This is a genomic window from Sandarakinorhabdus glacialis (genome assembly GCF_014643455.1).
Taxonomy (GTDB): Bacteria; Pseudomonadota; Alphaproteobacteria; order Sphingomonadales; family Sphingomonadaceae; genus Sandarakinorhabdus; species Sandarakinorhabdus glacialis.
In genome coordinates, this window is record NZ_BMJM01000004.1 from 120,147 (window position 1) to 134,216 (window position 14,070).

Sequence of the window (14,070 nt, forward strand, 5' to 3'; positions counted from 1 at the left end):
CATGACTTACGAGACCTTGATCGTCGAGCAGCATGACGCGGTTACGCTGGTGCGGCTCAACCGGCCGCAGGCGCTCAATGCGCTGAATTCGCAGGTGCTGGCCGATCTAATCGCGGCGTTTGCGGCTTACGATGGCGATGCGTCGCAGCGGTGCTTGGTGCTGACCGGCAGCGAGAAGGCGTTTGCGGCGGGGGCGGACATCAAGGAAATGTCCGACCAGTCGTTTGCCGAGATGTACGGCGCGAATTTCTTTGGCGGCTATGACCGGGTGACGGCGACGCGCAAGCCGTTCATCGCGGCGGTTTCGGGGTTTGCGCTGGGCGGCGGCTGCGAGCTGGCGATGATGGCGGATTTCATCATTGCCTCGGATACGGCGAAGTTCGGCCAGCCCGAGATCAAGCTGGCGGTGACGCCGGGCATGGGCGGCTCGCAGCGACTGGTGCGCGCCATCGGCAAGGCGAAGGCCATGGAGATGTGCCTGACCGGCCGGATGATGGATGCCGCCGAAGCCGAACGATCGGGGCTGGTGGCGCGGGTGGTGCCGGCGGCGGAGCTGGTCGACGAGGCGATGAAGACGGCCAAGGCGATTGCCGGCATGGCACCGCTGGCGGTGCTGGCGGTCAAGGAGCAGGTCGAAGCGGCATTCGAGATGACGCTGTCGGCGGGGATACGGTTCGAGCGGCGGCTGTTCCATGGGCTGTTCGGGTCGGCGGACCAGAAGGAAGGCATGGCGGCGTTTGTCGCCAAGCGGCCGGGGGTCTGGACGGGGACTTGAGCGTTAGCGCCGGGGTGCGGTGCAAGCGCCGCTGGTTCGATGCTCGCGGGGAAGACTGGATACCAGCCTCCGCTGGTATGACAGGGTAGAAGAGGCAATTAAATGAGCATTATTGCGTTTATCGGCGTCGGTAACATGGGCGGCGGGATGGCTGCCAACCTGGCCAAGGCCGGGCATGAGGTGCGGGCGTTCGACCTGTCCGAGGCGGCGGTGGCGCGCGCGGTGAGCCATGGTTGCAGCGCGGCGACCTCGGCGCGCGCGGCGGCCAGCGGCGCCGATGCGATCATTACCATGTTGCCGGCGGGGACGCATGTTCTCGCGGCGTACCAGGATGCCCTGTTTGCAGCGGCGGGGCCGGACACGGTGTTGATCGACTGTTCGACGATCGACGTCGCGACGGCGCGGCAGGTCAACGAACTGGCGGCCCAGAAGTCGTTGAAGATGGTCGATGCGCCGGTTTCGGGGGGAACGGGGGCGGCCGATGGGGGCACGTTGACGTTCATGGTCGGGGGGCCGGATGCGGCGTTCGCGGCGGCCGAGCCGATCCTGGCGAAAATGGGCAAGGCGGTGATCCATGCCGGCGCGGCGGGGATGGGGCAGGCGGCGAAGATCTGCAACAACATGATCCTGGGCGCGACGATGGTGGCGACGGCGGAGGCGTTCGTGCTGGCCGAAAAGCTGGGGCTCGATGCGCAGACATTCTACGACATCAGTTCCAAGGCGAGCGGGCAGAGCTGGTCGATGACGACCAATTGCCCGGTGCCGGGGCCGGTGCCGACATCGCCTGCCAACCGCGATTACCAGGGTGGTTTCATCACGGCGCTGATGCTCAAGGATCTGAAGCTGGCGCTGGCGGCGGCGACGCAGGCGGGGGCGAGCGTGCCGATGGGGGCGCAGGCCGAGGCGTTGTTCCAGTTGTTTGCCAATAATGGCGGCGGGGGACTCGATTTCTCGGCGATCATCCGGTTGCTGCGCGGCTGAGGACTTCATCATTGTGCGCTTGACGGGCCGAGGCGATCCGCCAAGATCATTGCGGGGTCGCAATATCGGGGCGTGATGAGATGACATTAGGGCGACGCTGTGTTGGCGCAATCGCGAGCGTTTGGCTGGGCCTGTCAGGCGCAGCCGGCGCGGCACCGCCGTTGTCGGCGTATGGCCAGTTGCCGGCGGTCGACGAGGTGACGCTGTCGCCCGATGGCCAACGATATGCGGCGATTGTCGGGGACGACACGCAGGCGCAGATTCAGGTCAGGTCTATGGCGGACGGCAAGTTGATTTCGGTATCAGCGGTCGAAAAGGCCAAAGCGCGGACCCTTGTCTGGGTAGGCAATGATCATGTGCTGGCGCTGATATCGACGACGGCAAAGCCACCGCGCGGTCTCGGCAGCACGTTGATCGAATGGTACCAGGTGCAAGACCTGGATTTGACAACGCGCACATCGAAGCGATTGATGGACAAGGTCCGGGGCACGATGAACATTGTTACCGCCCCGCCCATGCCAGTGCGGCGGGATGGCAACCAGATGGTGGTGGTGCCCGGCCTGCCCTTTGTGTTCGGCCGCGGCAATTCGATCGTCGGCGTGTCCGGCTTGTATCGTGTCGACCTGAAGACTGGCGAGACGGTGCTGGAAGAGACCGGCAAGCCCGAGACCGAGGCATGGATGGTCGATGGTGACGGCAAGGCTGTGGCCCGGTCCGACTATGACGCTTACAAGGCCGAATGGACATTGTTCCTACGCGGTATCGATGGTTGGCAAAAGGCGCTGGTCGAGAGCGCCGATATCGACAAGCCGGAATTGCTGGCCATCGACGCCGACGGCAAATCGCTGCTTATAAGGAACTATCGCGACGGCAAATGGGGCGTTCATTCTATCCCGATTGCGGCACCGCCAAAGGGCAAGGAGGCGACATGGGGGCCGGCAATTGCCGGGCTTGATCCCGATGGCCTGATTTCCGATCCGGCGACGCGGCGGTTGAGCGCGGCGACGCACACCGATATGAATGGGGTGAAATACGCGTTTCAAAACCCTGATGACCAGCGCAGCTGGGACGCAATTTCCAAGGCATTCCCGGGTGAAGTCGTGACGCTGGCATCTTGGTCGCAGGACCGGATGGTCATCGTCGTCCGAGTGCAGGGACCGGCGAACGGCGATGGATATTTCGTCATCGACCGGCGCAAGCGCGAAGCCAAGCCGCTCGGTTCGCGCTATCCCGGCATCGCGCTGGCCGATATCGGTGAAAATCGAGTTATCCGTTATCACGCTGCAGATGGGTTGGAAATTCCCGCTTATCTTACCTTGCCGCCAGGACGCGCGACGAAGGCTTTGCCGCTGATCGTGTTTCCCCATGGCGGGCCGATCGCGCGCGACCATCCCGGCTTCGATTGGTGGTCACAGGCGATGGCATCCCGCGGTTACGCCGTGCTGCGACCGCAATTTCGCGGTTCGGACGGGCTGGGAGACGGACTCCGCGAGGCGGCTTGGGGCGAATATGGCCGCAAGATGCAGACCGACCTGTCGGACGGGGTGCGGCACCTGGCAGGAGCAGGCATGATCGATCCGGCGCGAGTGTGCATCGTCGGCGCCAGCTATGGCGGCTATGCCGCGCTGGCGGGGGTCACACTGCAAAAGGGCGTCTATCGCTGCGCCTCCGCGATCGCCGGGGTGACGGACCTGCGCCGCTTCCTCGGCGGTACATCCCGGCAGCGGATTTCGCCAAAGCGCAGTGCATCGCAACGGTTCTGGTTGCGGCTGATTGGCGCGCCGAACAACGCCGACCCGTTGCTCGACAGGCTTTCGCCGGCGCAATTGGCCACGCGATCGACGGTGCCAGTGCAGTTGATCCACGGCAAGGACGATACCGTCGTCGCCTATGCCCAGACCGATTATATGGCTGAGGCGCTGCGGCAGAAGGGCGCTCCGGTCGAAGTGGTGACGCTGGAAGGCGAGGACCACTGGCTTTCGATGGCAGTGACGCGCCGACGACTGCTCGACGCGCTTATGGCGTTTCTGGAAAAGCACAATCCAGCGGACGCGAAACTCGCGGTGACGCCATAGGGGAATGGCGTTTTGGCGATGGGCGGGGTAAGCGCGCGGTTGATGACCAAATCGCTCACTCTTGCACTGCCCAAGGGGCGTATCCTGAAAGAGGCGTTGCCGTTGCTGGCGCGGCTGGGGATCGTGCCCGAGCCGGATTTTTCGGACGAGAATTCGCGCAAGTTGATGTTCGCCACCAGCCGCGACGATGTGCGGATCATCCGGGTGCGGTCGTTCGATGCGGCGACGTTCGTGGCGTTCGGCGCGGCCGAGATCGGCATTGCCGGCAACGACGTGCTGATGGAGTTCGGCTTTACCGAGCTTTATGCGCCGGTCGACCTTGGCATCGGGCATTGCCGCCTGTCGGTGGCGCAGCCCGCGGCGTTGCAGGAGGATATCCGGACGCTGAGCCATGTCCGGGTGGCAACGAAATATCCGGGGATCACGCGGCGGCATTTTGCCGGGCTGGGGATTCAGGCCGAAATCATCAAGCTGAACGGCGCGATGGAGCTGGCGCCGCTGTGCGGGTTAGCGAGCCGGATTGTCGATCTTGTCTCGACGGGCAAGACGTTGGCCGAGAATGGCTTGGTGGAGACCGAGGTGATTGCGCAGGTGTCGTCGCGGCTGATTGTCAACCGGGCGGCGTTCAAGACGCATCCGGCGGTGGTGCCGATCGTCGATGCGATCCGGTCGCTTGTGGAGAAGCCGAATGCCATTGCGGCTTGATTCGCGCGAGGCCGGGTTCGAAGCGGCGTTTCGGGCGCTGGTCGATGACCGGCGGGATAGCGACGCGGATGTTTCGGCGGATGTGGCCAAGATCATTGCCGATGTGCGGGCGCGGGGGGATGCTGCGGTTGCCGAGCTGACGGTGCGGTTCGACAAGGTCGATCTGGATGCCCAGGGCTGGGAGATCCCGGTTGCGGAACTCGATGCGGCGTTGGCGGGATTGGCGCCCGACTTGCGTGCGGCGCTCGAGCTGGCGGCGGTGCGGATTCACGATTTTCATAAGCGGCAGCGGCCGAGTGATAATGATGCGACCGATGCGCAGGGCGTGCGGACGGGTGTGCGGTGGAGTGCTGTCGAGGCCGCCGGGCTGTATGTGCCGGGCGGGCGAGCGGCGTATCCGTCGTCGGTGCTGATGAATGCGATTCCGGCGGTCGTGGCGGGGGTCGAGCGGCTGGTGATGGTGACGCCGACGCCGGGCGGGGCGGCGAATCCGCTGGTGCTGGCGGCGGCGCGGCTGGCGGGGATCAGCCGGGTATTTCGCATCGGCGGGGCGCAGGCAGTGGCGGCGCTGGCGCTGGGGACGGGGCGGATTCCGCGGGTCGATGTGATTACCGGGCCGGGCAATGCCTGGGTGGCGGAGGCGAAGCGGCAGCTTTACGGGATTGTCGGCATCGACATGATTGCCGGGCCTTCGGAGGTGGTGATCGTCTCGGACGGCGGATCGAATCCGGAGTGGATTGCGGCGGATTTGCTGGCGCAGGCCGAGCATGATCCGGTGGCGCAGTCGATCCTGATTACCACGAGCGCGGCGGAGGCTGATGCGGTGGCGGCGGCTGTCGAGCGGCAGTTGGAGACGCTGGCGACGGCGGTGGCGGCGCGGCAGAGCTGGGACGATTATGGCGCGATTATCGTGATTCCGGATCTGGAGGCGGCGTTGCCGTTGCTCGATGCGCTGGCGCCGGAACATGCCGAGTTGATGGTCGATGATCCGCAGGCGCTGTTTGCGCGGATGCGGCATGCGGGGTCGGTGTTTTTGGGGCGGCATACGCCGGAAGCGGCGGGGGATTATCTGGCGGGGCCGAACCATGTCTTGCCGACGGGGCGGCGGGCGCGGTTTGCCTCGGGGTTGTCGGTGGTGGATTTCATGAAGCGGACGACGTTTCTGGATTGTGGGGCGGTGGGGCTGGCGGCGATCGGGCCGGCAGGGGCGTTGCTGGCGGATGCTGAGGGGTTGGCGGCGCATGCGGCTTCGATACGGTTGCGGCTTTAGCGGCTTTTTTCGGCGAAAATTGTCCTTGTTCTGGATGCCAGCCTGCGCTGGCATGACAGGTTAGGAGGCGTAGACGGCGCGTTCGAAGGCCGAGAGGATGGCGAGAGCACCGGGGTCGGCGAAGGGGAGGAACTGCATGAGCAGCAGTGCGGCGATGCCCTTGGCGGGGTCGATCCAGTAATAGGTGTTGGCGATGCCGGCCCATGACAGGCTGCCGGCGCTGCGGCCGTCGCCATGGGCTTCGGGGTTGATCATGAAGCCCAGGCTCCAGCCCGGGGTCATGTCGGGGAACCAGCTGACGGCGTGGCTAAGCGCCGGCATGGTTGTCGTCATGCCGCCGGCACGGAGCGCGCCGATTTGGTTGCGGAACATCTCGGCGACGGTTTCGGGTTGCAGGATGACGGCGCCTTCCAGGCTGCCGCCGTTCAGCAGCATGCGCAGGAAGCGCAAATAATCGCCGCCGCTGCCCGACAGCCCGCCGCCGCCCGACAGGAATTCGGCGTTACGGCCGCCGCCGATGCTGATCGGATAGGCCACCATGCCGCCGTCGGGGGTGTGCGCGTGCATTGCGGCGAGCCCTTCGGTGGGCAATTCGAAGCCGGTTTGGGTCATGCCGAGGGGCGCGAAGATATGGTCGGCGAAATAATCGTCGAGGCGTTGCCCGCTGGCGGCTTCGACGAGCAAGCCGATCCAGTCGGTCGAGACGCCATAGCCCCAGCCGTCGCCGGGATCGAATTGCAGCGGAGTGTGAAGCGAGGCGAGCGAGCCCGGGATCGGCGGAAGGTCGCCGCGCGCGCGTTGCTGGGAGGCCTGGACAAAGTCGTAGCCGAGGCCCGACGTGTGGGTGAGCAGGTGGCGCAGCGTGATCGGACGGGTGGCAGGGCGCAGCAGCACGCGGCCGGCATCGTCGAAGCCGGTAATGACCTGCGGCTCGGCGAGGCCGGGGAGGAAATCGCCGACAGGGGCATCGAGCGCGAGAATGCCCGATTCGACCAGCTGGAGCGCGGCGACGCTGGTGACTGCCTTCGACATCGAGGCGAGCTGGAACAGCGTGTCGGTGGTCATCGGCGCGGCGGTAGCCGGATCCTGGAGGCCGAAGGCGCCCTGCCAGATGAGGCCGTCGCGATCCGCGACCATCGCCACGGCGCCGGGAATGCCGGCGGCGTCAAGCGCTTCGGCCAGAGCGCGATCGAGGCTCAACTGACGACCAGGGGTGCGACCTCGGTCCAGCCTTCGTAGATCATCTTCAGTGCGACATAGACGATCACGGCAAGGCCGACATAGGCGATCCAGCGGTAGCGTTCGATGTATCGGGCAATGAAGTTGGCCGCGATGCCCATCATCGCGACCGACAGGACCAGCCCGACGATCATGATTTCGGGATGGTCGCGCGAGGCGCCGGCCACGGCGAGGACGTTGTCGAGGCTCATCGACACATCGGCGAGGGCGACCGCCCAGGCGGCGGCAGCGAAGCTCTTTGCCGGCGACGGGCCGGTGGTGCTTTCAAAATCATCCGGGCCGTCGACATCGATAATCGCGCGAACCGGATGGAGGTCGCGGTACATCCGCCACGATACCCAGAGCAGCAGGAGCCCGCCGGCAAGGATCAGGCCGACGATCTGGAGGAGCTGGGTCACCAGCAGCGCGAAGACGATGCGGAGCACAAGCGCCGCGGCAATGCCGATGGCAATGACCTTGCGCCGCTGGACAGGGGGCAGGCCGGCGGCCAGCGAGCCGACGACGATGGCGTTGTCACCGGCGAGCACGACATCGATGAGGATGACCTGGCCGAGGACGGAGAGCGCACCAGGCGCCATGAGGGCGGAAAAATCCATGTTTCGCAGTTAAGGGCCGGCAGCGGATTGCGCCAGCCCCAATCGATCAATCCGCGAGCGTGTGGACGAGGTCGTCGAGATAGTCGCGGCCGTCCATCAGCGACTTTATGCGGATGCGTTCGTTGAGGCCGTGGATGCCGTTGCCGTCGCTATCGATGAACAGGCCGGGGGCACCGTAGGTCGGGATGCCGACCGGCGCTAGGAAGATGGCGTCGGTGGCGCCGGTCGACATGGTCAGGCTGAACGGTATGCCGGGGAAATGCTTGTCGGCGAGCGTGCGCATCGGGCCGATGACGGCGGGGTTCAGCGGGGGCGGCGCGGCGATCGGGCGGATCGGAGCGGTCAGGGTTACGGCGACGCGGGGGTCGCCGATGGCCGCGACAAGGTCGGCGCGGGTCTGTTCGGGGTCGGTTCCGGGGAACAGCCGGCAATTGACGTTGGAGGTGGCGCGCTGGGCGAGGGCGTTGTTGGCATGGCCGGCCTCGACAAGGGTCGCGACGCAGGTGGTGCGCAGCGTCGAATGGAAGGTCGGGTCCTGACTGAGCAGGACGCTGGCGGGATTGTCTTTCGGGTTCGCGAGCAGCGCGGTGATGGCGGCGCTGACCGGCGCCGGGGTCGATTTGGCGATGGTGGTGAAGAAGGTGCGGGTGGTGTCGTTGAACTGCACCGGGAATTCATGGGTGTTGACCTTGACCAGTGCGCGGGCAAGGTCGGTGATGGCATTGTCGGGGCGAGGTACGCTGCTGTGGCCGCCGGGGTTGGTCGCTTCGAGCTTGTAGTTCTGGACGGTCTTTTCGCCGACCTGGACGCCCAGCGCCTGGGGCTTGCCGGCGGGATCGTAGCGGCCGCCGCCGCCTTCGTTGATGGCGTATTCGGCAGCGATCAGCGCGGCGCGGTTCTTTGCCAGCCAGTCGGCGCCGTTGAAGGCGAAGGTAGTTTCCTCGCCGCAGGTCAGTGCCAGTTTGAGCGTGCGGCGCGGCGACTTGCCGGCCTTTTTGTAGCGAATGAAGGTGTCGGTGAAGATAGCGGCCTGCGCCTTGTCGTCGAAGGTGCCGCGGCCATAGAGATAGCCGTTTTCTTCGACAAGGACGAACGGATCGCGCGTCCAGTCCTCGCGCTTGGCCTCGACGACATCGAGATGGCCGAGCAGGAGGATCGGTTTTGCGGCCTTGTCGGAGCCGAGCAGGATGGCGACGATGCCGCCTTCCTTGGGATGATCGGGGACGCTGAACAGGGTGATGTCGCTGTCCTTGAAACCCGCAGCCTTGAGGCGCGCGCCGAGCTGTGCAGCGGCGATCGTGCAGCTGCCGGCGGAGAGCGTGGTGTTGGTCTCGACGAGTTCCTTGAAGATGGCGCGAAAGGCGGTCTGGTCGGGACGGAGTTGGGCGTTGGCTGGGCCAGAGACAGGAACGGCGATGACGGCAGCGGAAACGAGCAGGGCCTTCAGGGTCATTTGGCGTCCTTGGCGTTCGATAGGATCTGGATCAGGTCGAAGAGATAGTCGCGCTCGGCGTAGAGGCCGGCGACGTTGTTGCGTTCGTTAAGGCCGTGGGTGCCGTCGCCGTTGGCGCTGCGGAAGGCTCCGGGCATGCCGTAGGTCGGGATGCCGGCGGCGTTGAGGAAGCGGCCATCGGTGGCACCGGTCGTCATCGTCGGTATCATCGGGATGCCGGGAAAGTGTTTTTCGGCGAACTTGCGGGCGTTGCCATAGACCAGCGGCGACAAAGGCGGCGGTGGCGGCGTCGGGCTGATATCGCCGCTGGGGCTGACTTTTACGGTGGGGTCGGCGACGGCGCGGGTGAGTTGCGCCTGGACGTTGGCAATCGGGTCGCCGGGAAACATCCGGCAGTTGACGATGGCAGTGGCGCGTTGGGGAAGGGCGTTTTCGGCGTGGCCGGCGTTAACCATGGTGGCGACGCAGGTGGTGCGCAGCGTCGAGTTGAGCGCCGGGTCGCGGGCGACGATGGCTTCGGCGGCGGTGTCCTGCGGGTTCGCCAGCAGGCGGGTCATCGCGGCGCCGGCTTCACCGCCGTCGATGCGGGCGCGCTGGGTGAAATAGGCACGGGTGGTGTCGCTGAACTGGACCGGGAAACGGTATTGGCCGACGCGGGTGAGCGCCGCGGCGAGGCTGTAGATGGCATTGTCGGGGCGCGGCCGGCTGCTGTGGCCGCCGGGGTTGGTGGTTTCGAGAGTGAAGTTCTGGAAGACTTTTTCGCCGGCCTGGAAGCTGAGTGCGAGGGGTTTTCCGGCGGCGTCGCGCGTGCCCGAGCCGCCTTCGTTGATGGCGAAATCGGCGGCGATCCAGTCGGGGTGTTGCTTGACGAGCCATTCGGCGCCGACGGTCTTGTGGCCGCCTTCCTCGCCGCAGGTCAGCGCCAGCTTGAGCGTGCGCTGCGGCTTGAAGCCCGATTTTTTCAGGCGGATGAGGGTGTCGGTGAAGATCGCGGCGTGCGCCTTGTCGTCGGAAACGCCGCGGCCGTAGAAATAGCCGTCTTCCTCGATGAGGGTGAAGGGGTCGCGGCTCCAGTCGGCGCGGTTGGCTTCGACGACGTCGATATGGGCGAGCATGAGCATCGCGCCTTTTCCGGTGCCGGGGAATGTCGCGACAAGGCCGCCGTCCTTGGGTTGGCCGTCGGGGGCGAAGAGGCGGAGGTCGGAAGCGGGGAAGCCGGCGGCCTTGAGGCGGGTCGCCATGCGCTCGGCGGCGAGGGTGCAACTGCCGGACGAGGCGGTGGTGTTGGTCTCGACGAGCTCCTCGTAGAGGTCGCGGAAGGCGGTCTGGTCGGGGCGGATTTCGGCCGCGCTGGTGGATGAGGCCGCGAGCAAGGCGGCTGCGATGAAAACGACGCGCAAGTGCGATCCCCCGGTTGTTAAAACGAATTGACGGCAAAGTGCGGCGGAGGGCAAGTTTTTTGCGGCCAGCTGGAAATAAACTGGCGAATACAACAGGATCGGTTGATCGGCAGGCCGGTGGAGGTGCAGTCAAAATCGTTAAAATTTTCGGCCTCTCCCGCATTTTCTGGTTTCCCAAGCTCGGCGGGTATTGCCGGTAAAGCTGGATCGGTTCTGTTCCGCGGCGGTGCCATGCATCACTGATGGCGTGCACAGCGTTTGGTGGACAGCGATCCGGCAGCTTTCGGGGAGGAAGGTGCGATTGCTGCCGTCGAGTGGCGTCGCCGACTTTCCCGGAGAGTCTCGATGATCGCGATAGCCACCGCGATCCATATCGGGATCGACTAGCACTATTTGCGGAGCAACCAATCGAAAGCATGGACAATCGCATCGCGACCGTCACGTGTGATCGGCGCGCCGTGTGCAGTCAGCACCGCCACTGTAGGCCACGTCAAGATTCGTAGCACCGCGTTTCGCGCGGCGCTCCGATCGCGAACTGTCATTCGAAGTTTTCGGGGGACGGTTGGTCTGATCGCGGTAAGAAAATCGAGCTTTGCGACAATGGCTCGCCATCCGCTAAACCAACCGGGTTCGAAGTGTTGGATAAGATCGGCAAAAATTGCCGTGCAGCTTTGGTGATGGAAGAATACGACTTCGGTCGTGATCCTATTTCCTCCGACGACGACCTGATCGATTTGGTTTGACCATTCCGTTCCGGGCACGTCCTCAAGGTCACGATCCCACTTCAAGTCCGGTCGCTTGGTGCGCAACGCTGGCACTGCATGAGATTTTGCTGCTGGGTACGCCGTTTGCCACTCGCCAACGAACATATGATGCAAGGTATTCGGAGCGACGATGTAACGAACTGGCCCCAGGCGATCTATGGCGACTTGAAGCTCGCTGGACAGCGCCGTGGGCGACCAGACGAATAATGCGCCATCGGAAAGCCGGATGACGATCATCCGCGTGGGATAGCGGAAGCCCGCGACGGAAACAGTCGGCCCGTCAGCCGTCCATATCTCTTCACCGAATTGTCGCAGCATCCTTGCCCCCTATCTCCCAGCCCGACTTTAGAGCGCACCCGAAGCGGTGGGTAGTGGGGCAACAACCGCAGGGAAGGTGTGGCGGGACAGCCGGGGCAGGTCTCCTGAGCCAGCTGGCAGGGCTGCCTTTCCTGAATGAGCTTTCCCAAAACCACCTGTTGGCATTGAGAAGCAGAATGTTTTCGGCACGTCAAACGGCCGGCTTCAGGATGCCGAGCCGATCAACCGGACGTCCGCAAGTGGGGCGCTTCTGCCCGATCACTTCTGACGGTAGTTTTGCGAATAGAGGAGCGGCGGAGGTGGAGGCAACTGTCCGTTCACGGTCGACCTGGTTTGAAGCGGCGACGGTCTAGAGTTTGACCGCAGCATTGCCGCCATCAACCCACAAGGCCGAGCCGGTCACGAAGCTCGCCATGTCGCTGGCCAGAAACAATGCCGCTTTCGCGATCTCTTCAGGCTCGGCCAAGCGCTTCATGGCATGCAGCCCGGCAGCCCACTCACGCTGGGTGGCGTCGCCGGCCATCTCGGTTGCGGTTCCCCCCGGCAGCAGGGCGTTGGCGCGGATGCCGGCTGCGCCATAGTCGGCCGCGATGCCGCGGACCAACCCCATCAGACCTGCCTTGGCTGCCGCATAGGCACCCATGCCCGGCAACCCCACGCTGTTTCCCACGAAGCTGCCGGTGAATACAAGGGCGCCCGCGCCCTGCTTCAGCATGGCAGGAATTTGGGCCCGGGCTCCAAGGAAGGCTGCGGTGAGATTGACGGAGATCACTTCAGACCATTCCCCAGGCTCCAACTTGGCGAGCGGCTTCATAGCTCCCACAAGGCCGGCATTGTTGAAGGCGATATCCAGGCCGCCAAACCGCGATTGCGCAGCGGCGACAGCTTCCAGATGCGTCTGTTCGTCGGTGACGTCCCCGGCTATCGCAAGAGCCCGTCCCCCGCGTTCCTCGATATGACGCACCAGGTCGCCCAGGCGATCCTGTCGGCGGGCGACGACCACGACGACGGCGCCGTTCGCAGCGAACAATGCCGCGGCCGCCTTTCCGATGCCCGCACTTGCGCCTGTTATGATGGCAACTTTGCCGTCGATGAGTTTCATTGCCTGGGTCCATTCTGGGGTGATCCAGAAGCTCGTTAGGTGGGTTCCAGCACACAGTCTGGCGCGTTTCGGACGTCGCAAACGCGCTCGGCAGGCCTGTCGCATTTCGTAGTCTGCAGGAGACGCGTTATATTCCGGCCAGAGCGAGGTCTGCTTTCATAACCGCGCGAGGCGGTCGGCGGGGCCGCAGATTCGGGAGTAGTCGATGTCAGTTCAGCAGGTCGTGGTTCGGACGCAGGATGGCGCGTGTCCAGTGCAGGTGATGACGCCGGCAGGCGATGGGCCGTGGCCGGCGGTGATCATGTATATGGATGCGGGCGGGATCCGGCCGGCGATGAGTGCGATGGCGCAGCAGTCGGCGGATGCGGGGTATCTCGTGCTGCTGCCGGATATGTTTTATCGGTTTGGGCCGTATGGGCCGTTTGTGCCGCGGGAGGTGTTTGCCGGGGATTTCCGGGCTGTGCTGGGGCCTTTGATGGCGACGACGGGTAACGACAAGGCCGCGGCGGATACTGGGGCGTTGCTGGCGTGGCTCGATACGCGCGGCGATGTTGCCGGGTGGCGCGTGGGGGCGGTGGGGTTCTGCATGGGCGGCGGCATGGCGATTGCGGCGGCGGCGACCTGGCCCGATCGCTTTGGCGCGGTGGCGAGCTTTCATGGCGGCAACCTGGCGACCGATGCGCCGACGAGTCCGCATTTGCTGGCGGGGGCGATCGAGGCGGAGGTTCTTGTGGCGGCGGCCGAGAATGATGGGAGCTATCCGCCGGCGATGGCGGCGCGGCTGGAGGCGGCGCTGACCGAGGGCGGGGTGCGGTACGAGGCGGAGACATATCCGGCGGCGCATGGCTGGATGATGCCGGATTTTCCGGTTTACGATGAAGCGGCGGCGGAGCGGGGCTGGGCGGCGATGCTGGCGTTGTTCGGGCGGGCGCTGAACAGGGCGTTGTGATTGCGGCGAAACAGCTGTGAAATTCTAGTCGAAGTGCGCGATGCCATTGCCGAGGACGGCGAGCCACTGGTGCTTGCGGCCTTCGTAGACCGAATATTCGGGGGGCGGGAAATGCGGGTCGGCGAAGGCGCCGACGGCGACGGCGGTGAGGTCGGGCAAGCCCTGGTTGGTGTAGGTGACGGTGGCGCCGCAGGTGGGGCAGAAGCGGAAGGTGGCGCTCTCGCCGCTGTCGCCGATGCGTGACCATTCGCGGAAATCACCGGTCTGCTCGACCTGGTCGTCGGGCCAGCGGGCCTGGTAGGCGAAGGCGCTGCCCGAGCGTTTCTGGCATTCGAGGCAATGGCAGACCGAGACGCGGACGGGGTCGCCGGTGCAGGCGGCGCGGAACTGGCCACAGCGGCAGGTGGCGGTGCGAAGCGTCATGGCGGGAAGCTACCGCGTCG

The 14,070-nt window shown here is 65.1% G+C and carries 13 protein-coding genes; 6 read left to right on the forward strand and 7 right to left on the reverse strand.

Annotated features, from left to right (window positions below; genetic code table 11):
• The first annotated feature begins 1 nt into the window (after position 1).
• The 5 genes from IEW98_RS07170 (at position 2) to hisD (ending at position 5,806) form a co-directional block, all read left to right on the forward strand.
• A complete protein-coding gene (locus IEW98_RS07170; RefSeq protein WP_188762250.1) occupies positions 2 to 775 on the forward strand; it encodes an enoyl-CoA hydratase-related protein in 774 nt (257 codons plus the stop codon).
• Between the two features lie 102 nt (positions 776 to 877).
• On the forward strand, positions 878 to 1,756 hold the full coding sequence (gene mmsB, locus IEW98_RS07175; RefSeq protein ID WP_188762251.1) for a 3-hydroxyisobutyrate dehydrogenase: 879 nt from the start codon (positions 878 to 880) through the stop codon (positions 1,754 to 1,756).
• Positions 1,757 to 1,917: 161 nt separating this feature from the next.
• Positions 1,918 to 3,831, forward strand: a complete 1,914-nt coding sequence (locus IEW98_RS07180) for an alpha/beta hydrolase family protein (RefSeq protein WP_188762252.1) — start codon at positions 1,918 to 1,920, stop codon at positions 3,829 to 3,831.
• A 42-nt stretch (positions 3,832 to 3,873) separates the two neighbouring features.
• A complete protein-coding gene (gene hisG / locus IEW98_RS07185; protein ID WP_188762253.1) occupies positions 3,874 to 4,536 on the forward strand; it encodes an ATP phosphoribosyltransferase in 663 nt (220 codons plus the stop codon).
• Positions 4,520 to 5,806 carry a histidinol dehydrogenase gene (gene hisD, locus IEW98_RS07190; RefSeq protein ID WP_188762254.1) on the forward strand — a complete coding sequence of 429 codons (1,287 nt, stop codon included), beginning with the start codon at positions 4,520 to 4,522 and terminating at the stop codon, positions 5,804 to 5,806. The genes hisG and hisD overlap by 17 nt, the downstream gene beginning before the upstream one ends.
• A gap of 60 nt (positions 5,807 to 5,866) precedes the next feature.
• Here hisD and IEW98_RS07195 read toward each other — a convergent pair whose 3' ends face one another.
• The 6 genes from IEW98_RS07195 to IEW98_RS07220 form a co-directional block, all read right to left on the reverse strand.
• On the reverse strand, positions 5,867 to 7,006 hold the full coding sequence (locus IEW98_RS07195; protein WP_188762255.1) for a serine hydrolase domain-containing protein: 1,140 nt from the start codon (positions 7,004 to 7,006) through the stop codon (positions 5,867 to 5,869).
• A complete protein-coding gene (locus IEW98_RS07200; protein WP_188762256.1) occupies positions 7,003 to 7,641 on the reverse strand; it encodes a YjbE family putative metal transport protein in 639 nt (212 codons plus the stop codon). The genes IEW98_RS07195 and IEW98_RS07200 overlap by 4 nt, the downstream gene beginning before the upstream one ends.
• 46 nt (positions 7,642 to 7,687) lie before the next feature.
• A complete protein-coding gene (locus tag IEW98_RS07205) occupies positions 7,688 to 9,094 on the reverse strand; it encodes a M20/M25/M40 family metallo-hydrolase (protein ID WP_188762257.1) in 1,407 nt (468 codons plus the stop codon).
• Positions 9,091 to 10,494, reverse strand: a complete 1,404-nt coding sequence (locus IEW98_RS07210; RefSeq protein ID WP_188762258.1) for a M20/M25/M40 family metallo-hydrolase — start codon at positions 10,492 to 10,494, stop codon at positions 9,091 to 9,093. Before IEW98_RS07210 ends, IEW98_RS07205 begins: the two co-directional genes overlap by 4 nt.
• Before the next feature lie 389 nt (positions 10,495 to 10,883).
• Positions 10,884 to 11,576, reverse strand: coding sequence for a DUF4336 domain-containing protein (locus IEW98_RS07215; RefSeq protein ID WP_188762259.1), 693 nt, complete (start codon positions 11,574 to 11,576; stop codon positions 10,884 to 10,886).
• 349 nt (positions 11,577 to 11,925) lie between these two features.
• The gene (locus IEW98_RS07220) at positions 11,926 to 12,678 is read right to left on the reverse strand and encodes an SDR family oxidoreductase (RefSeq protein WP_188762260.1); all 753 of its coding nucleotides are present in this window, start codon (positions 12,676 to 12,678) and stop codon (positions 11,926 to 11,928) included.
• A gap of 205 nt (positions 12,679 to 12,883) precedes the next feature.
• On the opposite strand from IEW98_RS07220, the gene IEW98_RS07225 reads away from it, so the two are divergent.
• On the forward strand, positions 12,884 to 13,627 hold the full coding sequence (locus IEW98_RS07225; protein WP_188762261.1) for a dienelactone hydrolase family protein: 744 nt from the start codon (positions 12,884 to 12,886) through the stop codon (positions 13,625 to 13,627).
• 24 nt (positions 13,628 to 13,651) lie between these two features.
• Here IEW98_RS07225 and IEW98_RS07230 read toward each other — a convergent pair whose 3' ends face one another.
• Positions 13,652 to 14,050: a GFA family protein gene (locus IEW98_RS07230; RefSeq protein WP_188762262.1), complete on the reverse strand. Its 399-nt coding sequence runs from the start codon at positions 14,048 to 14,050 to the stop codon at positions 13,652 to 13,654.
• Positions 14,051 to 14,070: the final 20 nt, after the last annotated feature.

Coding starts and splice junctions, on each gene's coding strand:
- IEW98_RS07170 (WP_188762250.1), top strand. CDS start 2: ATGACTTACGAGACCTTGATCGTCGAGCAGCATGACGCGGTTACGCTG.
- mmsB (WP_188762251.1), top strand. CDS start 878: ATGAGCATTATTGCGTTTATCGGCGTCGGTAACATGGGCGGCGGGATG.
- hisG (WP_188762253.1), top strand. CDS start 3,874: ATGACCAAATCGCTCACTCTTGCACTGCCCAAGGGGCGTATCCTGAAA.
- hisD (WP_188762254.1), top strand. CDS start 4,520: ATGCCATTGCGGCTTGATTCGCGCGAGGCCGGGTTCGAAGCGGCGTTT.
- IEW98_RS07200 (WP_188762256.1), bottom strand. CDS start 7,641: ATGGATTTTTCCGCCCTCATGGCGCCTGGTGCGCTCTCCGTCCTCGGC.
- IEW98_RS07205 (WP_188762257.1), bottom strand. CDS start 9,094: ATGACCCTGAAGGCCCTGCTCGTTTCCGCTGCCGTCATCGCCGTTCCT.
- IEW98_RS07215 (WP_188762259.1), bottom strand. CDS start 11,576: ATGCTGCGACAATTCGGTGAAGAGATATGGACGGCTGACGGGCCGACT.
- IEW98_RS07220 (WP_188762260.1), bottom strand. CDS start 12,678: ATGAAACTCATCGACGGCAAAGTTGCCATCATAACAGGCGCAAGTGCG.
- IEW98_RS07225 (WP_188762261.1), top strand. CDS start 12,884: ATGTCAGTTCAGCAGGTCGTGGTTCGGACGCAGGATGGCGCGTGTCCA.
- IEW98_RS07230 (WP_188762262.1), bottom strand. CDS start 14,050: ATGACGCTTCGCACCGCCACCTGCCGCTGTGGCCAGTTCCGCGCCGCC.